The organism is Arthrobacter sp. TE12231, from assembly GCF_054062895.1.
On sequence record NZ_JBSSFS010000001.1, the window covers coordinates 3,366,596 to 3,385,714 of the forward strand.

Sequence of the window (19,119 nt, forward strand, 5' to 3'; positions counted from 1 at the left end):
GGTGGTGAGGGGGTCAGCCGAGCAGCTTGCGCTGGCGGCTCTTGTGGTCGACGTAGGTCTGGAAGGCCTGCTTCGTGGATTCGAGTTCGGAGACCTGGGAGACCGGAACGTCCCACCACGACTCGGAGCTGGGGGCATCCAGCAGCGGGTCGGATTCGACGTGGATGACGATCGGGCCGCCGTTTTCCGGGGCGGCCTTGGCGTCGCGGATGGCCTGCTCAAGCTCGGCGATGACCTTCTCGCCGGGTTCGATCCGGATCACCTTCACGCCGAGGGACTCGGCGTTCAGGGCCAGGTCCACCGGCAGCCGCTCGCCGTCGTCGAAGCTGTGGTGTTCCTCATCCAGGGCCCGGTACTGGGTGCCGAAGCGCTGCGAGCCGAGGGACTCGGAGAGCGAGCCGATCGAGGCGTAGCCGTGGTTCTGGATCAGGACCACGATCAGCTTGATCCGTTCGGCGACGGCGGTGACGAGTTCGGTGTGCATCATCAGGTAGGAGCCGTCCCCCACCATCACGACGACGTCGCGCTGCGCCCCGCCCTTCGCGGCTTCGGCCAGGGCGGCACGCTTGACGCCGAGGCCGCCGGGGATTTCGTAGCCCATGCAGGAGTAGGCGTATTCGACGTGGTAGCCGAACGGGTCCCGCACGCGCCACATCTTGTGCAGGTCTCCGGGCAGGGACCCGGCGGCGCAGATGACGACGTCCGCCGCGTCCATGGCGCGGCTCGTGGCGCCGATGATCTCGTTCTGCGCGGGCAGCGGGGTGAAGCGGGTGTCGAAGGCCGCATCGACGGTGGCGTTCCAGCGGGTCTTCTCGTTCGCGATCTGCTGTTCGAGGTCCGCGCCGATCCGGTAGCCGCCGAGGGCCTGGTTCAGCTTCACCAGGGCCTTGCGGGCGTCCGCGACGATCGGCAGGGAGGTGCCGTGTTTGTAGGCGTCGATGGCGGCGACATTGATGTTGATGAACTTCACGTCCGGGTTCTGGAACGCGGTCCGGGACGCGGTGGTGAAGTCCTCGTAGCGGGTGCCGATGCCGATGATGAGGTCCGCTTCGGCGGCGATGGCGTTGGCCGCCGTCGTGCCGGTGGAGCCGATCGCGCCGAGGGAGAACTTGTGGTCCCAAGGCAGGACGCCGACGCCGGCCTGGGTGTTGCCCACCGGGATGCCGGTAAGTTCGACGAATTTGGCGAGTTCCTCGTTGGCGTAGGCGTAGAGGACGCCGCCGCCGGCGATGATCAGGGGGCGCTTGGCGGCGCGGATCGCGTCGGCGGCGCGGCGGACGTCCTCGTCGTCGGCGTCGGGGCGGCGGATCCGCCATTCGCGTTCGGCGAGAAATTCCTCGGGCACGTCGAAGGCCTCGGCCTGGACGTCCTGGGGCAGCGAGATGGTGACCGCACCGGTCTCGGCCGGGTCGGTCAGGACACGCAGGCCGTGGTGGAACGCCGAAAACAGCTGCTCGGGCCGGGAGACCCGGTCGAAGAACTTGGACAGCGGCCGGAAGGCGTCGTTGACGGTGATGTCGTAGGCGTAGGGCTGCTCAAGCTGCTGCAGCACAGGGTCGGCGGCACGGGTGGCGAAGGTGTCACTCGGCAGCAGCAGGACCGGCAGCCGGTTGGTGGTGGCCAGCGCCGCGCCGGTGAGCAGGTTTGAGGAACCCGGGCCGATCGAGGTGCTGATCGCGAACGTCTGGCGGCGCCGGGTGTGCCGGGCGTAGCCGACAGCCTGGTGTGCCTGGGCCTGTTCGTTGCGGCCCTGGTAGTACGGCATGATCGTCGGATCGAGCTGCTGGTACTGCTTGAGGGCCTGGCCGACGCCGGCAACGTTGCCGTGGCCGAAGATGCCGAACGTGCCCGGAATCAGGCGTTCCCGGAAGTCCCGGCCGCCGATCGAATCGACGGTGTACTGCTTGGACAGGTATTCCACGACAGCCTGGGCGACTGTCATTCTGCGTGTTCCTGAGGCAGTTCTCATTCCCATGGGAAGTTACTCCGATGCTTTCAGGGGGATGCGGTCCGACCAGGTCGGCCCAGCAATCCCAGCGTGCTCTGCGGCTGCGGGCACGGACGCTTTGTTGTTTAGCAGCGAGGCGGCGGTTGCCACGGCGCCGGCGACGTCGCCGTCGTGCGGGTAGAGCAGGGTCCGGCCGACCGTGAGGCCCTGGACACCCGGCAGGGCCAGGGCCGCCTGCCAGCTGGCGAAAACGTCCTCCTGGCTGCCCTCGGGGTCTCCGCCCAGGAGCACGGTGGGCATGGTGGTAGACGCCATGACACGTTCCATCTCGGCCACCACGGGGAGCTTCATCCAGGTGTAGGCGCTGGTCGCGCCGAGGCCTTCGGCAATGCCGACGGACTTGATCACGGCGTTGGTGGAGAGGTCGTTGCGGACCTTGCCGTTCTCCCAGACGGACAGGAACGGTTCCACCATGGCGATCAGCTTGCGCTCGGCCAGGGAATCGATCGCCCTCGCCGTTGCCTCGAGCGTGGCCACGGTGTCCGGATCACCGAGGCAGATGCGCGTCAGCATCTTGCCGCCGTCGGCGCCGAGGGCCTCGAGGGCGGCCGCGGTGTGGCCGGTGAAGCGGTCATCGAATTCGTTGACCAGGCCGGAGAGGCCGCCGCGGTTCATCGAGCCGAAGAGCAGTTTGCCCTCGAGCGCGCCGAGCAGGAGGAGGTCGTCCATGATGTCCGGCGAGGCCAGGACACCGTCCACGTCCGGGTTGGCCAGCGCAATCTGCAGGCGGTCCAGCAGCTGGCGGCGGTCGGCCATGGCCACCGGATCGCTGCCGACCGCGAGGGCCCCGCGGGCGGGGTGGTCGGCGGCGACGATGAAGTTCTGCTTGCCGGCCTTGACGCCGGGGTGGCGGCGCCGGGCCTTCGCGGCGCGGGCGATCGCGTCCGGGTCTTCGAGCCGGATGATGCTCAGGTGCTCGTAGCGGCGGGGGTCATCGCCCAGCGTGAGGGTGGCGGCGGCCGGGTTGACACTCACAGTGTTGCTCCTTCGGTGGCGTAGGAACCCGGCGCCAGACGGCCGCGTTCGGCGAGCAGGCCCGTGACTTCTTCCGGCGTCGGCATTGCGTCGGCGCAGGACAGGCGGGAGGCGACCAGGGCGCCGGCGGCGTTGGCGAAGTCGAGCACCTGGGCCAGCGGCCAGCCGGAGAGCAGACCGTGGCAGAATGCCCCGCCGAAGGAGTCGCCGGCGCCGAGGCCGTTGACGGTTTCCACCGGCACCGGGGCGGAGACGATGCGTTCGGTGCGGGTCTTGGCCATGACGCCTTCCGGTCCAAGCTTCACGACCGCGATTTCGACGCCGGCGGCGAGCAGCCGGTCGGCCTGTTCGTCCGGGGTGCCCTCGCCGACGGCGACGGCGCATTCCTTGTCGTTGCCGATTGCCACGGTGACGTGCGGCAGGATCTTGCCGACCTGTTCCCGGGCTTCCTCCTCGGAGGCCCAGAACATCGGCCGGTAGTCGAGGTCAAGGATGGTGAACTGGCCTGGCTTCAGCCCGGTGCGCGGACGTGCCTCGTGGGCCTTGATGTGGGCGGTGCGGCTGGGCTCCTGGCAGAGGCCGGTGACGGTGGACCAGAAGATTCCGGCGTCCCTGATGGCGTCCAGGTCCAGTTCCTCGGCCCTGATCTGCAGGTCCGGCGCCGTGGGGAACCGGCCGTAGAAGTAGAGCGGGAAATCTTCCGGCGGCTTGATCGCGCAGAACGTGACCGCAGTGGGCCACTCCTTGACCGCGGTGACGTAGGAATCGTCCACGTTGAACTTGCGCAGCTCGCGGTGCAGGTACTTGCCGAAGGCATCGTCGCCGGTGCGGCTGATAACGGCGGTGCGGCGGCCATGGCGGGCAGCGGCGACCGCTACGTTGGATGGGGATCCGCCAAGGTACTTTCCGAAGGACGTGACATCCTCCAGATCCACCCCGATGTCGTTCGGGTAGATATCAACGCTGATTCGCCCGATCGTGAGCAGTTCGTGGGTCACGGTGATCGTGGACCTTTCTGGTGTGAACTCGGTACCTTTTCGCAGCCTGAGCTTCGGTGCTTAGGGGCCGGCGTGAGCCGGGCCACATCCACTACTTTGCCCTAGAATCCATGTACTGTCAAAGGTTTGTACTGACATATTTACAACTTGACACGGGACGCACTAACAGCGCCGTGGAGTGGCCGTCCTGACGGCGGCAGGACGGCCCTCGGCTACTGACTGGGGACCCCAAGTTCGCCGGTCATGTACTGGGCCCGGCCAAAGCCGAACGACCAGTCCCCGGCCGTGTTTTCGACGTAGCCAATGAAGACGTCCTCGCCGGAAACCCCTACCGCGGCCAACTTTTCCGCGATGGCAGCGAACAGGGACTGCTTGGCGGGCTGGCTGCGCCCGGCCTGGGTGAAGATCTGGATCATCACAACATCCGGCGTCCGGTCAAAGCCGAGGCCGGCGTCCTGGGCGACGATCTGCCCGGCCGGATGTTCCGTCAGGATGTGGAAGTAGTCCCGTTCCGGAATGCCGTATTCAGCCACGATCGCAGCGTGGATTCCCTGGCTGAGTCCCTGCAGCTGCTCCGTGGTGCGGCCCTGATTGACGTCGATTCGCACGAGAGGCACTCGCGTCTCCTTCGGTAGTTTGTCCTGACATACTAACAAAGTTCGAAGGAGTGGCGCAAGGATTCCCGGGGGCTCACAGTGTTGGGGTATTGCGCGGCTCGGAGTGTCGGCGTAGCGTTAACAACCTAGAGATTGATCAAGCAGTTAGTTGATTAATTAGTTAGTTGATTACTGAGCAGGTGACTACTGAAGAGGAGGCACCCACCCCATGGATTCCAGCGACGACGGCGACCTCGACGCGGCCTTCCTGGCCCTCGCCGATCCCGTCCGGCGCCGCATCATTGCCCGGCTCAGCCGGGGTCCGGCCACCGTCAATGAACTGGCGGAACCTTTCGGGATCACCAAACAGGCGGTCTCGAAACACATCCAGGTCCTCGAGAAGGCGCAGCTGGTCACGCGCACCCGTGACGCCCAGCGCCGGCCCGTTCACCTGAACCCCGCACGGCTTGAGGCGCTCACCGCCTGGATCGACCAGTACCGGCTGATCCGCGAGGGCCAGTACCGCAGCCTTGACGCCGTGCTTGAAACCCGCGCCGCGCAGGGCGGCACACAGGCAAAGGACGCATCATGAGCAACGCACTGACGCTGAAGGTCCCCGCGGGACTCCCCTTCATCGACTTCGAGCGCGACTTCGACTTCCCGGTCTCCGAGGTCTTCCGGGCGCATCAGGACCCCGAACTCGTCGCCCAGTGGCTCGGGCCGCGGAGGATGCGCATGAGCATTGACCACTATGACTTCCGGACCGGCGGCAGCTACCGCTACACCCACACAGCGCCGGACGGCAGCGCGTATGTTTTCAGCGGCGTCTTCCACACCGTCCGCGAGAACGACTTCGCCATCCAGACCTTCGAGTTCGACGGCTACCCGGATGTGGTGAGCCTCGATTCCATGACCTTCGTGGATCTGGGTGGCGGCCGGTCCCGGCTCATCGGCCACGCGGTCTACCCCAGCGTGGAGGCGCGCGACGGCATGGCGCAGTCCGGGATGGAGGGCGGCATGTCCGAGGGCTACGACCGGCTCGAAGAAGTCCTCACCGGGGCAAAGGTCTAACCGGAGCCCCAAATACATCGAACACAAAGTACGACGGCGGCAGTGCCACCTCCGCCGGGAAGGTGGCACTGCCGCCGTCGTACTTGAACAACAACGCGGGGCCACTTCGCGCCCGTCCCAGTGAGTGGGACGGGCCGCAAGTGACCCCGCGTTGCTTTTGGTGCGTGGTGCAGGTGCTTCGAACTAAAGGGTTGCGAAGACCTCACGCAGGAGCTTGGCGGTCTCGGACGGCGTCTTGCCGACCTTGACGCCGGCAGCCTCAAGGGCTTCCTTCTTGGCCTGGGCGGTGCCGGCGGAGCCGGAGACGATGGCGCCCGCGTGGCCCATGGTCTTGCCTTCCGGGGCGGTGAAGCCGGCCACGTAGCCGACAACCGGCTTCGTGACGTGTGCCTTGATGTAGTCGGCGGCACGCTCTTCGGCGTCGCCACCGATTTCGCCGATCATCACGATCGCCTTGGTCTCCGGGTCAGCTTCGAAGGCCTCGAGGGCATCGATGTGGGTGGTGCCGATGACCGGGTCGCCGCCGATGCCGATGGCGGTGGAGAAGCCGAGGTCGCGCAGTTCGTACATCATCTGGTAGGTCAGGGTGCCTGACTTGGAGACGAGTCCGATGGGGCCCTTGCCCGTGATGTTTGCCGGGGTGATGCCGACGAGGGCCTCACCCGGGGTGATGATGCCGGGGCAGTTCGGGCCGATGATGCGGGTGACCTGCTTGCCGTTGGCGTCGACCTTGGACTGGGCCAGTGCCCAGAACTCGGCGGAATCCTGGACCGGCACGCCTTCGGTGATGACCACGACGAGGCCGATGCCGGCCTCGATGGCTTCAACGACGGCGTCCTTGGTGAAGGCCGGCGGCACGAAAACGATGGAAACGTCAGCGCCGGTCTCGGCCATGGCTTCCTTGACGGTGCCGAATACGGTGATCTCGGTGTCGCCGTGCAGGACCGTGGTGCCGGCCTTGCGGGCGTTGACGCCGCCAACAACGTTGGTGCCGGCCTTGAGCATCAGGGCGGTGTGCTTGGTGCCTTCGCCGCCGGTGATGCCCTGGACGATGACCTTGGAGTCCTTGTTCAGATAAATAGACATAGTCGAGTCCCTCTACTTCGCTGCGTTGGCGAGCTCGGCGGCCTTGTCGGCGCCCTCGTCCATGGTGGCGGCCAGGGTAACCAGCGGGTGGTTGGCCTCGGCCAGGATGCGGCGGCCTTCCTCAACGTTGTTGCCGTCGAGGCGGACGACCAGCGGCTTGTTCGCGGAGTGGCCCAGCTCGGCCAGTGCGCCAACGATGCCCTTGGCAACGGCGTCACAGGCGGTGATGCCGCCGAAGACGTTGACGAAGACGGACTTGACCTGCGGGTCGCCCAGGATGACGTCGAGGCCTGCTGCCATAACCTCGGCGGACGCTCCACCGCCGATGTCCAGGAAGTTGGCGGGCTTGACGTTGCCGTGGTTCTCACCGGCGTAGGCAACGACGTCGAGGGTGGACATCACGAGACCGGCGCCGTTGCCGATGATGCCGACTTCGCCGTCCAGCTTGACGTAGTTGAGGTCCTGCGCCTTGGCCTTGGCCTCGAGCGGGTCAGCAGCGTCCTTGTCTTCAAGGTGCGCGTGCTTGGGGTGGCGGAAGTCGGCGTTCTCGTCGAGGGAGACCTTGCCATCGAGGGCAACGATGTCACCGGCGCCGGTCAGGACCAGCGGGTTGACCTCCACGAGGGTGGCGTCTTCCTTCTTGAAGACGTCCCAGAGCTTCAGAATTACGCTGGCGACCTTGCCGCGCAGTTCCTCGGCGAAGCCTGCAGCGGCGACGATTTCGTCGGCCTTGGCCTGGTCAATGCCCACGGCCGGGTCGATCGAGATCTTGGCCAGGGCTTCGGGGCGCTCAACGGCGAGCTGCTCGATTTCCATGCCGCCTTCAACCGAGCACATGGCCAGGTAGTTGCGGTTGGCCCGGTCCAGCAGGACGGAGAAGTAGTATTCCTCGGCGATGTCAGCACCCTGGGCGATCATCACGCGGTGGACGGTGTGCCCCTTGATGTCCATCCCGAGGATGTTGGTGGAGTGTTCAAATGCCTCGTCAGCGGTCTTGGCGACCTTGACGCCGCCGGCCTTGCCGCGGCCTCCGGCCTTAACCTGGGCCTTGACGACAGTTACGCCGCCGATTTTCTCGGCAGCTGCCTTTGCTTCTTCAGGGGTGTGCGCCACGATGCCAGCAAGCACGGGTACACCGTGCGCCTCGAACATATCGCGCGCCTGGTATTCAAACAGGTCCACGGTTTAGTGTCCTTCTACGTCGAAGTAGTTTCTGTACAGCCGGACCCCACGTATTCGCGGTTACCGGGCTGCGGAATAAACGCACCCTGCGACAAGCTTGGAAACGAGCCACACGGCGCAATGCTCCTCTGGGAACTCTAGTCCTTCGATCGGACCAGCCCGTTCCAGAGTACCCGTTATGTGAGTAAGGACACTATTCTATGGAGCGTAGAAAAACCGCTAGATTACGCGGTTTTTGGGGTGTCCGACGGCGTGCGGACCGGCCGTGAGGCCGTGTCAGATGCGCCTTCGTAACGTAGGCGGGAGGAGCCGGCGCAGGCGCCGGCAGATGCGCGGCGGCCGGCAGATGCGCGGCGGCCGGCAGATGCGTGCTCGGCGAGGGCCGGCGAGCGGTCATGCGCAATGGCCTTCTGGCGCGTGCGCTGGCGGTGCCGGCGCCGGGCACCTCCCCTAGGCGTCCAGCTTGGTCAGCGGCGCGTAGCGCAGCAGCAGCCGCTTCTCCCCGACGTCGAACTTCACCTTGGCGACCGTCTTGTCCCCGGCGCCCTCCACGGCAAGGACGGTGCCGTTGCCGAAGCTGGTGTGGTTGACCTTGTCCCCCACGCTGACGGCGACGATTTCCTTCTGCGGCTGGACCCTGTTCTTGGCCACGGCGGCGGGAACATCGGCGTTGAAGCCCGCAGACGGGCTGGCGCCGGCGCCGCGGGGCGTTCCGGCGCCCCAGAATGATCCGCTGTAGCGGCTGGAACCGATCGCGGGGCCGCTCCCCCAGCCGCCGCTCTGGCGGCTGGCGCCTTCCCGCTTCCATTCCACGAGTTCGGCCGGGATCTCCTCGATGAACTGGCTGGCCGGGTTGTACTGGCTCTGGCCCCACATGCTGCGAACCTCGGACCGAGTGAGGTAGAGGCGCTTCCGGGCGCGGGTGAGCCCGACATAGGCCAGCCGGCGTTCCTCGGCCAGTTCCTTGGGATCGGTGGCGGAGCGCTGGTGCGGGAACAGCCCGTGCTCCATACCGGTGAGGAACACGACCGGGAATTCCAGCCCCTTGGCCGTGTGCAGGGTCATGAGCGTGACGACGCCCAGACGCTTGGCCTCGGCCACCGCGGCGTCAATATCTGCCCCGGGAGCATCGGGAATCTGATCGGCGTCGGCCACGAGGGACACCTGCTCCAGGAAGGCGCCGAGGGAGCCTTCGGGGTTGTCGCGTTCGTATTCGCGCACGACGGCGACGAGTTCCGCCAGGTTCTCGACCCGCGATTCGTCCTGGGGGTCCGTGCTGGAGCGCAGCGCCGCGAGGTAGCCGGTCTGTTCGAGCACGGCTTCCAGGGCGGCGGCGGCACCCGAGCCGGAGGCCACCTCGGCGAGGTCGTCGAGGAGTTTCACGAAGCCCAGCACGGCGTTGACCGAGCGGGTTGCCATGCCCGGGGCTTCGTCGGCGCGCCTCGCGGCGGTCATGAAGGAGGTGCGATCGCGCTCGGCAAGGGCAGCGACAGCGCCCTCGGCACGGTCGCCGATGCCACGCTTGGGTTCGTTGAGGATCCGGCGGAGGTTGACGTCGTCGTCGGGGTTGACCAGAACCCGTAGGTAGGCGAGGGCGTCCTTGATTTCCTTGCGCTCGTAGAAGCGGGTGCCGCCAACCACCTTGTACGGCAGGCCCACGCGCACCAGGACGTCTTCGATCGAGCGGGACTGGGCGTTGGTGCGGTAGAAAATGGCGACGTCGCCGGGACGCAGATTGCCCTCGTCCTGCAGCCGGTCGATTTCCTTGGCGATGAACTGCGCTTCGTCGTGCTCGTTCTCGCCGACGTAGCCGACGATCTTTTCGCCGTCGCCCTCGGCCGTCCAGAGCCGTTTCTCCGGCCGGTTGGGGTTGCGCGAGATGACCGAGTTGGCGGCGCTGAGGATGGTCTGGGTGGAGCGGTAGTTCTGCTCCAGCTTGATGGTCCGGGCGTCCGGGTAGTCCTTCTCGAACTCCACGATGTTGCGGATGTCCGCGCCGCGGAAGGCGTAGATGGACTGGTCGGAGTCGCCCACCACGGTGAGCTCGGAGGCCTCCGGCCCCTCGCCGACAATCTCGCGCACTAGGGCGTACTGGGCGTGGTTCGTGTCCTGGTATTCGTCCACGAGGACATGCCGGAAGCGGCGCCGGTACGAGTCGGCGAGCGCGGGGAAGGCCCGGAACATGTAGACGGTCTGGGCGATCAGGTCATCGAAGTCCATCGCGTTGGCCTGGCGGAGGCGCTGGGTGTAGCCCTTGAAGACCTCGGCGACAGCCTGCTCGAAAGGATCGTTGTAGTTGGCGCTGGAGGCGTAGGAGTCGTCGTCGATGAGCTCGTTCTTCAGCGCGGAAATCTTGTGCTGGATGGCCTTGGGGGCGAAGCGCTTGGGGTCGAGGTCCAGGTTCTTGGCGACGAGAGTGATCAGGCGCAGCGAGTCCGCGGAGTCGTAGATGGAGAAGTTGGAATTGAGGCCGACGTTCTTCGCCTCGCGGCGCAGGATCCGGACGCAGGAGGAGTGGAAGGTGGAGATCCACATGGTCTTCGCCCGGGCGCCGACCAGGACCTCGATGCGTTCCCGCATCTCCGCCGCGGCCTTGTTGGTGAAGGTGATGGCCAGGATCTCGCCGTGGTGCGCCCGGCCCGTGGCGATCAGGTAGGCGATCCGGTTACTGAGCACCCGGGTCTTGCCAGAGCCGGCGCCGGCCACGATCAGCAGGGCGCTGCCGGCGTGTTTCACGGCTTCTTCCTGCTGCGGGTTCAGGCCTTCCAGAAGCTCGCTCGCGTTCGGAAGCTGCGGACCGTCCCAGGCGTTGCCAGGGGCGCTGCCGAGAGCATGGCCCGGGCCGAAGCCGTTGCCGTCCAGGCCAAAGCCGGCCTCTGAATCCAGCCCCGGAAGGCCGGTCCCGGAAGGCTCTTTGGTGCCTGCCGCCGCCTTGGAGGCAGCTTGGAAGGGTCCGTCGGCATAAGGGTCAAACAACATATCCATGGTGTATCTAAGTCTAGGCGGTGGCGCTGACAGCCACGTCCGCCCCTCGGGACATGCCCTCCGCCGCCCGCAGCCAGTGGACATGATCCCCTTATGCCCAGTCCTGACCACGAAGAATGAGTATGTCCCACGCAGGTTGGACCGTGGAGTGAGCATGTCCCGCGGAGCCTGCGCTAAAGAATGAGCATGTCCCTGAACATTGGACTGCGCGATGAGCATGTCCCTGAACATTGGACAGCGCGATGAGCATGTCCCGTGGAGGTTGGGCCGTGGAATGAGCATGTCCTGCGGAACCAGCTACCAATGGGCACAACCCCCATATGCCCACGCCTGAGCGCGAAGAATGAGCATGTCCCACGCAGGTTGGACCGTGGAGTGAGCATGTCCCGCGAAGCCTGAGCTCAAGAAAGAGCATGTCCCCTGAACGTCGGACTGTGCAATGAGCATGTCCCGCGGAACCAGCCACCAATGGGCACAATCCCCACATGCCCAGTCCTGACCACGAAGAATGAGCATGTCCCACTGAAAAACTTCGCTAGGGAATGAGCTTGCCGGCTGGCGGCGCCGGCCTGTTTATCGGGAGAAGCTCCAGGCTGGCTTAACGCATGAGGTCCATCTGCGACGCGAGCCGCTTCGCTTCCAAAGCCGTCTTAGTGGCAGTCTTGGCGCCGGCCAGCCTCTGGACGGCCACTGCGAAGTCTTGGGCTGTTGCGGTTGTCCGGTGATCAACAGGAATGGATTCCCAGAATTCCGTGCAAGTGGCGAGCAGTTCACTGGTCCCGGCAGGAAGCCTCTGCTGTTTGGAGGACGTCACCACAAGGGCGGTGAGCACCGGCCAGACACACTCCAGATGACCCTCATAGGCCACCAGCGCCATGGCCCTCGACAGCCGGCCCAGCGATTGGTCGCCGGCCTCGACGCGCTTCCGTGCAGCCATGGCCAGGTGTTCAGCTGACAACTGGCGCCTCGCGGCCATTTCCAGCACCGTTTCAAGGGTGCTGCTCCTGTCGTCCGGGCGGGAACTGGTGAGCATGGCAATGAACCAATCGTGAGTCAGTTGCCCGAGTTCTCCGGCCGTTGCCCCCGCAGGTCCGCCTGCCGCCAGTGCGACGAGCCCGCTGTAGACCACCCGCCTGTCCAACCAGATGGCGCCCAGGTCGGGCCAGAAAGGCACCACCGCCGAGGCCTCAGAGGCGAGCCACGTACCCAGATGTCCGCGTCCGCTGCCACTCCACACCTCTGGCGACAGAAGCTCCGGGGGGATCGACGGAAACCGTTCCAAGGGGACCGGCAAGGTAAGCGGAGCGTCCACCGGAGGGGGCCTGAATCCTCCTCCTCCGACCCACTCGCGCAGAATTCGACCGGCATGCCGCTCCTGCCCGTCCGGACCGTCAAATGGCAGGACGGGCAGTTCAGGGACATCGGCTGCCAGCCGCGCATCCATCGGCCCCAGGCGCAAGAGTGCCTGAAACAGGTCGGCTTCACCATACGCCCAGCCTTCGCGTTCAAAAAGCCGGAGCAGTGACACCAGCCTGCCCAGTTCCACACGGAAGTTGTCATAACTCGGTGTGGCCAGGGAGTAGGGCACGGTTCCTGCCTGGACCACCAGCTCACTTTGACGAAATATGTGGACTGCGGCCAAAGGACTCGACCAGCCAAAAGGGTCGTCCGTATCGGAGGAGCGGGCCAGGGATGCCCGGACCAGGCCGATCAGATTCCGGTGAGCGGCCAGGTTGTGTTGCCCTGATGCCCACATCGACAGGACAACCTCCGGGCCCGGGGCCGCCCAGTGCCGCCAGGTGTTCGGCGACCGCGGCCAGTTCCGGCGATACCAGTCCTGAACGTTTTGGGGGCGGCGGTAGACGGTCCGCAGGAAGCGATCAACATGCTGCTCGTCGGCGATGGAATGCTCGCGCGGTCCGAACCACCGCGGTAACGGTTTGTTCGAATCGACCTCTTGAGCCACGAACAGGGGAATTTCTGGAGGCTGTCGGACCCCCGTCCCCCAGAGCGATGTGGCGTAAAGCGGCTCTTCCCGGGCTGGGTCCAGACCTCGCCCCGTCATCTCCTTCGCTGTCGTCCGGACCAACAGATCGGAGGATCCGGCCGCCGCCTCCCAGCAGGCGGCAAGGACGTCGCCGTCGTATGCCTGCGCAGCCTGGAGCGACTTGAGGTGCCGAACCAAAAGCTCCTGGGGCTTCTTCTCCGTCCTGCCGAACACGGCAACACTCAGGTCCCGGAGGTCACCGCCGTCCAGTGGCGCCTGGAGCAGAAGCCCAAGCGCCGGGAAGGACAGGAATCCGGGGGCTGTGGCGACCACGGACAGCAGGAGCGGAATGCTGGCAGCAACCTCCCCAGGGCTGGGCGGACACCACTTCAGGACATCGGCCAACACTCGCTGGGTCGGGAGTCCATCGTCGCGTGCGAGCGCCGTGCGGAGCTTGTCGAAGACCTCCTCGCTGCTGAAGGTCTCCCGGTTGAGGTAGCCGCCGATTGCGGCCCCGACGGTCCACTCCGTCGGCGTTCCTACCCTGGCCAGGGGCCCCAGCGCGTCAGGCGCCTCAAAGCAACGCAACAGAGTTTTCGAAGCCGTCAGGTCCTGATCCCACAACTCCAGCAACGATTTCTGCATTTTCGGAAAGACCACCGCGCTTCCGGCGGCATTGATGCGGAACCCGAGTCCGGACCAACGGGGGGACTCAAAGTGCGCCGCAAGCTCATCGTTCCAGTCCTCGTGGAGCCGGCCGTTCGCGAGCCCCCGATAGTAGAACGCCCAAAGCCGCGGATAGGCCTCGAAATCTGCAGTGGCAACTCCAAAGTGCAGAATGAGCGGCAGGCAATAGCGGATGACGGTTGTGGCAATCTCCTGCCCGGCTCTCGCGTTCCGGCGGATCGCCGCGGCCACGAAGCGCCGGCACCAATGGTCGCCTTTTGAAACCAGAACATCCAGCAGCGTCAGGATCTGAACGTTGCGGTTCCATCCCATCGCCCGCCAGGGCAGGAATCTGGCGGCATCGGCAGGTGCGCTGACGGCGACGGTGACCATTTCCCTCACAATTGAGCGGGAATGCGAGTCGATGGGGCTGATGGTCCCGTGGAGTCGCCAGTCCAGGTCCTGGGTCAGCAGGGTCCGGCCGCCTTTGGCGAACCACGTCCTCGCCTCGGCGAGTTCGTCCGGCGGGGGCGCGGCAATGTATTCGCGAAGGGCAATCCAGTCTTCGGCTGTGGCGAGCCGGCGTACCTCCTGCACGAGCGGCGGGTCGCCGCGGCCCTCCGGCGCCGTCATGTGTTTTCCAGTACGTGGCCGGGTGCCGTCTCGAGCCGCAGAAGCTGAACGGCGAGCGCATGCTTGCAAGGACCCCTGGAGCCGCGAAAGTCGTACCACCAGGCACAGGTGCACTGGTAGAGTCCGTCCCCGACCGTCACCCGGTAGGCGTATTTTCCGTCTGCGGCCAGGACATCCCAGCAGTCCTCCAACGGGGATACCCCGCCCCGGGCAACAATGCCACGGGCAGCCTGCAGCCGGGGGTGGTCCCTGACGGTACGGCCCGGGTCCAGCGGCAGTTCCCGGTGGAAGTAGGCGTCTTCCACCAAGTCGAACCCCACCTTCCCGGAAGCACCCAACCAGGCCAGCCCCTGGCTGACGCGCTCCGACGAGAGACAGGTCTTTGCGCGGAGCGCCTCTATCGAAATGACCGCCTGCCATCCAAGGAAGTCCAGGACAGTCGCTCCGGCTTCCTTCACGCCAGGGGCGGCGAGTGCCGCAAGGATCCCGCCTTCCCCCGAGAATCCCCGGCCGGCCGCCGGGGACAGCAGCAGCGTGAAGTCGGCACCGGGGAGCCTGAACACCCAGCCGCTGGCCCCGTTGTCGTGACGGAAGATGTCCAGGCGGGTGGCGAATCGGGCGACCCGCCTGGCGGCGGCAAGCCGTCCGGTACCTGCCAGCGTGACCGTTGACGGCTTCGCCGCCGCCACCTCGCGCAATCCCCGGGCCGATGGCAGTAGGAAGACCGTGCGTCCGGGCTGGGCTGCCGGCAAGGAGGCCAGAAACTGACTGACTCCGGAGCCGGAAACGGCGGCCAGATGCGTCATGCCGGCAGCGATGGCGGGTGTCTCGGCGAAGCCGCGGACCCACCGGTCAGGCAGGTCCACCTTCCGCTCCACGTGGCTCTCTTCGGGAGTGGAGACCACCAGCCGGTCCCGGCCGACGTCGAAGTGGAGCAGGTCGTTGCGGTGCACGTTGGCGAGCGCAGAGCGAAGCGGGCTGTTGATGTCCACGTTGGTGGTTCCGAAGCCGATCTCGCCGCCATCCAGGCCGCTGCCCAGCAGGTCCAGCCGCGCCTGGACCCCATTGCATGCCGAAAACGACTCACAACGCAGGCGGTCTCCTCCTGCAGTCATGACCGGGTCTACGACATCGCTGAGCCGGAAACCTGCGTCGTAGTACCTCGACGCCGCGACGTCGGCAACGGCGAGAAGCGCGCTGGACACCACGTCCGGCCTTGCCGCAAACCCGTGAAAGAAGCTGGGATTTTCCACCAGTCCTTGTGGGGTGGCGCCCAGACCTGACTCCAGGAGGAGCCGCCTGGCGCCGTGAGCTTCAACGAGTACGGATTCGGCGAGGTAACCGCTCATCCTGCTCCCCGCAGCCGGCGGGTCCGCACCCGATCAGTTCCTCGTCTGGGCAGCACATCAGGCACGTCCGGAATTGGTGATCGGTCCCCCATGTCCGGAAGTATAGGCCGCGTCCCTGGCCCTCCGATAGACCCGGAAACGGAGGAGGGGACCCCCTAGCCCGCGGACCCCCGGGCTCCGGGCTCCGGGGCCCGGGGACCGGGCGGGAAGCTAGCCGACGCTACCGGAGACGAGTGCGGCACGCAGCTGCCGGACCGCCGTCGTGCCTCCCGCGATGAACCAGTCCAGGCCGTTGACTCGCACGACGTCGGTCGCGCCGCCGGCCGCCTCGACGATCGCCTTGCCCGGCAGCCAGTCCCACTCGGGGCAACTGTGCTGGAACCAGCAGCCGAGCTCGCCGTCGGCCACCCGGCCAAGGTCACAGGAGCCGGATCCGAACATGCGAAGGGCCGCTGCCGACGTCGCTGCCGCATGCCAGGGCATGGCACACATCGGATCGGCGAGCCACGTCGGGTGGATGTACGTTGCGGCGCCGAGCTCCGAGACCGGTGTGGCCGACCTTCCCTTGCCTCCGGACGCGCCGGGGAGGAAAGTGAGGAGCTTCTCGCCGTTGAGCGTTGCCGCCCGGGACGTCCCGCCAAGCCAGAGCTTGTCCTCCTCCGGCTGGAAGATGGCGCCGAGCCCGGCACCGGACGGGTCCTTCAAAGCGATGGCCGAGCACCAGTACGTGGATCCATGCAGGAAGTTGTACGTCCCGTCGACGGGGTCGATGACCCAGGTCCGGCCGCTGCTGCCCGCCACGGAGGCGCCCTCCTCGCCCAGGATGCCGTCCTCGGGCCGGCAGCGCCGCAGCTGCTCCAGCACATAGGATTCGGCGGCGTGGTCTGCGGCCGTGACAACGTCGGAGACAGACGTCTTCTGCCTGCCCTCGAGCCCTGCCTGCCGCATCAAGAGCGCGAGCGTGCCGGCCTCGCGGACCAGGGCCTCGGCCAGTTGGTAGTCATCCAGCGACGGGTCAAGATCTGCGGTGCTGTGCCGGCCAAGCCGGTGTTTTCCTAGTTCGGTCACGCGTTCCAGAGTATCGGCGCCCGCTGGCAGTGAACAGCCGGCGCGGGAGGCCGAGCCGGACGGGCGATAATGGAGCCATGGCCAAGACACCCGCGCAGCGGATCAAGAAGCACGGCGCCAATGCGGCGGTCCCCCAACACCACCTTCCGCCGGTGATCAATCCGACCACCGACCGGACCCCGCAGAAGGCACAGAACAACACCCACCTGATTGTGATCGCCGGGGTCGTGGCCAGCCTGTTCCTGTTCTGGTACCTGCATCTGCTCACCCTCAACCAGCTCACGCAACTGTCGGGCGGCCAGGCGATGCCGGATTCGATGGTGGGCGGTTTCGACCAGGGGTTCGTGGAGCAGCTGCGAGCGGCCATGGACTCCGACGCCCGCGGCCAGCTCAGCTATGTCCACAAGACAGCCGGCATGCTCTTCCCGCTGATCTTCGGATTCACCTGGCTGCTCCTGATCGGAACCAACGTGGCCAAAAAATCCCTGCGCTGGGCGCTGTGGGCATTGCCGCTGCTCTTTGCCGTGGTCAGGCTGTGGGGCAACATCGTGATCGATGCAATGATGTCCGCCGGGACTCTCGACGCCGGTCAGGTGGCCCTGGCCTCCGGGCTCACCGTGGCCGGCTGGGCACTTCTGGCGCTGAGCCTCGTGGCCGGCGGCGTGGCCGTATTCCTCGGACGCAAAGCCACTGCAGCTTCCCCCACCACGGGACATGTCCAGCCTTAGTCCCTGTCCCTGGACTTGTCCCTCGAACCCGGCTTCACCCGTAGAACATGTCCAGCCTGGGTCCCCGGCGCTGGACTTGTTCTTCGTACCCTGATTCGACCACGGGACATGTCCAGTCCTGACTCCCGCCATTGGACTTGTCCTTGGCACACTGACTCAACCACGGGACATGTCCAGCTATGACCACGAGCAGCGGGCCCAGTGGTCCTATGCCCACTCCTCGGTCCCTGCACGGGGCATGTCCCGCGAAGCAGCACGAGACCCACGACGGGACATGTCCCCCTTTGGCCGCGGCCGCCGGACATGTTGGCGTTATGTCCAGTCCTCGCCGACAACGAGGGGCATGTCCACTTCGGTGGGAAGTCAGGGCACGTTCGTGAGGAATTCTCGGGCCTGTTCTGCGCGTTGCGGTGCGCCGGCCTTCTCGAAGTGATCTGCGGCTTCCAGCAGGTGTGTCCGTGCCTCGGGAACGTTGCCCATGGCAGCATAGGATCGGCCAAGCAACAGTGAGGCCTCGCCCAGAATTTGCGGCGACGTCTTTTCCGCAACCGTGCTGATCTCGGTCAGGATTTCGATGGCAGACTGCGGGTCGCCCGCCAGGAAATTCCAGTGACCGCGATTTAGCTTCAACAGAATATGGTCCTCGTCGGAGCCGCCAATGACGTCTGTGGCCAGTTCCGCCCGTTCAATGCAGCGGAGTGTGTCCGCGTCGGCGACCTCGGCGGCCAGGCGCATAGCCGCCGATGCCTTGTTGAACTTTGCCCAAACATCAAGATTTCGCGCCGGCGAAAATGTCTCCGCCGCAAGTTCGTGATACTCGAGCCCTTCGATCACTTTGTTGCAGAGAAAAGCAACATTGCCGATGACCCAGTACGCCTTGCCGACCAACTGGTCGTCGACCTCGTTGGATATGTCGTCGGCCAAAAGCAGACTCTCATTCCAGGCTTCCTCCAACCTTCCGCTTTCGGCGAGGGCCGCGATGAGGGCCTGCCGGGCCTTGACGTTATTCTCCACATCGCCAGCACCCGAGGACAAAAGCGCGGCTATTCGCGCGGCGTCGGCCGCCTGCCCCAGCATCCCGGCGCCCTGCCTGGCTTTTGCGAGCAGGATATTTGCTTTGCCACGGGCATCTTCAGCCGGGGCTCCAGGAGCGCCATCCACCAACTCGGCTGCAATCACGGCGCACGCCTCGAAATCGCCGGCGTCGAGCAGATTCTCGGCCTGAAAGAGCCGCATGCCCCAGGCTGCCGCCAAGTCACCATCGTTCCGCGCGATTTCCGAGGCCACCTGCGCACTGCTAGCCGCACGGCCGAAGTCATGGCTGGTTCGATATTCCCGTGCCTGCAGCTCTGCAGCGGCGTAGGAGGGTGAAACAGAGTTTCGTTGCATGCCTCAATTATCCGTTGCCGCGAGAGCGGAATCGAACCAGCCACGCAAGAAGGACCTGCGCAGGCTTCACGCAAGATTCACCCAGGAGCGCGGATATCACACTCCAGCGCAATTCTTTATAAATCGTTACCTTGTGGCGTGTCGATTTCCCCATATACTAAACCTGCACCACATGAGTCACATCAGCCTCTTACGTATCAGGAGTTCAAATGAAGAAAATCCTCGCAACGCTCCTCGTCGCTGGCGCGCTGGCCGGCGCCGGTCTGTCCGCCTCAGCAGCAGTGTCTGCCTCAAGCGGTTCGAGCCAGGGCTCTGTTGTAGCGGTCGGCTGGTGGCCGAACTCCACTCAGAAGTAACGGAGACTGTAGTGACAGGCGGCGGGTGCCGGAAGAAATTCC

General features: G+C 65.7%; 15 protein-coding genes. 4 read left to right on the forward strand and 11 right to left on the reverse strand.

All coding sequences use genetic code 11. The annotated features are described in order from the left end of the window. Nucleotides 1-13: 13 nt before the first annotated feature. The 4 genes from iolD to ACVWYS_RS15070 all read right to left on the reverse strand — a co-directional run bounded on the left by iolD (nucleotide 14) and on the right by ACVWYS_RS15070 (nucleotide 4,598). Nucleotides 14-1,942 carry a 3D-(3,5/4)-trihydroxycyclohexane-1,2-dione acylhydrolase (decyclizing) gene (gene iolD / locus ACVWYS_RS15055; RefSeq protein WP_456506739.1) on the reverse strand — a complete coding sequence of 643 codons (1,929 nt, stop codon included), beginning with the start codon at nucleotides 1,940-1,942 and terminating at the stop codon, nucleotides 14-16. Nucleotides 1,943-1,981: 39 nt separating this feature from the next. Then, nucleotides 1,982-2,983, reverse strand: coding sequence for a Cgl0159 family (beta/alpha)8-fold protein (locus tag ACVWYS_RS15060; protein WP_456507397.1), 1,002 nt, complete (start codon nucleotides 2,981-2,983; stop codon nucleotides 1,982-1,984). After that, nucleotides 2,980-3,981 carry a 5-dehydro-2-deoxygluconokinase gene (gene iolC / locus ACVWYS_RS15065; protein WP_456507398.1) on the reverse strand — a complete coding sequence of 334 codons (1,002 nt, stop codon included), beginning with the start codon at nucleotides 3,979-3,981 and terminating at the stop codon, nucleotides 2,980-2,982. The genes ACVWYS_RS15060 and iolC overlap by 4 nt, the downstream gene beginning before the upstream one ends. Before the next feature lie 212 nt (nucleotides 3,982-4,193). Continuing rightward, nucleotides 4,194-4,598, reverse strand: a complete 405-nt coding sequence (locus tag ACVWYS_RS15070; RefSeq protein ID WP_456507399.1) for a tautomerase family protein — start codon at nucleotides 4,596-4,598, stop codon at nucleotides 4,194-4,196. A 208-nt stretch (nucleotides 4,599-4,806) separates the two neighbouring features. On the opposite strand from ACVWYS_RS15070, the gene ACVWYS_RS15075 reads away from it, so the two are divergent. Further along, nucleotides 4,807-5,169 carry an ArsR/SmtB family transcription factor gene (locus ACVWYS_RS15075; RefSeq protein WP_456507400.1) on the forward strand — a complete coding sequence of 121 codons (363 nt, stop codon included), beginning with the start codon at nucleotides 4,807-4,809 and terminating at the stop codon, nucleotides 5,167-5,169. After that, nucleotides 5,166-5,648, forward strand: coding sequence for an SRPBCC family protein (locus tag ACVWYS_RS15080; RefSeq protein WP_456507401.1), 483 nt, complete (start codon nucleotides 5,166-5,168; stop codon nucleotides 5,646-5,648). Before ACVWYS_RS15075 ends, ACVWYS_RS15080 begins: the two co-directional genes overlap by 4 nt. 183 nt (nucleotides 5,649-5,831) lie before the next feature. Here ACVWYS_RS15080 and sucD read toward each other — a convergent pair whose 3' ends face one another. The 6 genes from sucD to ACVWYS_RS15110 form a co-directional block, all read right to left on the reverse strand. Then, nucleotides 5,832-6,734 carry a succinate--CoA ligase subunit alpha gene (sucD, locus tag ACVWYS_RS15085; protein WP_018776033.1) on the reverse strand — a complete coding sequence of 301 codons (903 nt, stop codon included), beginning with the start codon at nucleotides 6,732-6,734 and terminating at the stop codon, nucleotides 5,832-5,834. A gap of 12 nt (nucleotides 6,735-6,746) precedes the next feature. After that, nucleotides 6,747-7,916: an ADP-forming succinate--CoA ligase subunit beta gene (gene sucC / locus ACVWYS_RS15090; protein WP_018776032.1), complete on the reverse strand. Its 1,170-nt coding sequence runs from the start codon at nucleotides 7,914-7,916 to the stop codon at nucleotides 6,747-6,749. A 450-nt stretch (nucleotides 7,917-8,366) separates the two neighbouring features. Then, nucleotides 8,367-10,901 (reverse strand): DNA helicase PcrA, encoded by a 2,535-nt coding sequence (pcrA, locus tag ACVWYS_RS15095; RefSeq protein WP_456507402.1) that lies wholly within the window; start codon nucleotides 10,899-10,901, stop codon nucleotides 8,367-8,369. A 598-nt stretch (nucleotides 10,902-11,499) separates the two neighbouring features. Beyond that, nucleotides 11,500-13,947 (reverse strand): hypothetical protein, encoded by a 2,448-nt coding sequence (locus ACVWYS_RS15100; RefSeq protein ID WP_456510005.1) that lies wholly within the window; start codon nucleotides 13,945-13,947, stop codon nucleotides 11,500-11,502. A 236-nt stretch (nucleotides 13,948-14,183) separates the two neighbouring features. Continuing rightward, a complete protein-coding gene (locus tag ACVWYS_RS15105) occupies nucleotides 14,184-15,536 on the reverse strand; it encodes an SWIM zinc finger family protein (protein ID WP_344363617.1) in 1,353 nt (450 codons plus the stop codon). Nucleotides 15,537-15,746: 210 nt separating this feature from the next. Next, nucleotides 15,747-16,604 carry an inositol monophosphatase family protein gene (locus ACVWYS_RS15110; protein ID WP_456507404.1) on the reverse strand — a complete coding sequence of 286 codons (858 nt, stop codon included), beginning with the start codon at nucleotides 16,602-16,604 and terminating at the stop codon, nucleotides 15,747-15,749. Nucleotides 16,605-16,681: 77 nt separating this feature from the next. On the opposite strand from ACVWYS_RS15110, the gene ACVWYS_RS15115 reads away from it, so the two are divergent. Next, nucleotides 16,682-17,332 (forward strand): hypothetical protein, encoded by a 651-nt coding sequence (locus tag ACVWYS_RS15115; RefSeq protein ID WP_116766943.1) that lies wholly within the window; start codon nucleotides 16,682-16,684, stop codon nucleotides 17,330-17,332. A 363-nt stretch (nucleotides 17,333-17,695) separates the two neighbouring features. On the opposite strand, the gene ACVWYS_RS15120 is transcribed toward ACVWYS_RS15115, so the two are convergent. Then, nucleotides 17,696-18,721: a hypothetical protein gene (locus ACVWYS_RS15120; protein ID WP_456507405.1), complete on the reverse strand. Its 1,026-nt coding sequence runs from the start codon at nucleotides 18,719-18,721 to the stop codon at nucleotides 17,696-17,698. Between the two features lie 209 nt (nucleotides 18,722-18,930). Here ACVWYS_RS15120 and ACVWYS_RS15125 point away from each other — a divergent pair, with 209 nt between their 5' ends. Continuing rightward, the gene (locus ACVWYS_RS15125; RefSeq protein WP_456507406.1) at nucleotides 18,931-19,077 is read left to right on the forward strand and encodes a hypothetical protein; all 147 of its coding nucleotides are present in this window, start codon (nucleotides 18,931-18,933) and stop codon (nucleotides 19,075-19,077) included. Nucleotides 19,078-19,119 lie beyond the last annotated feature (42 nt).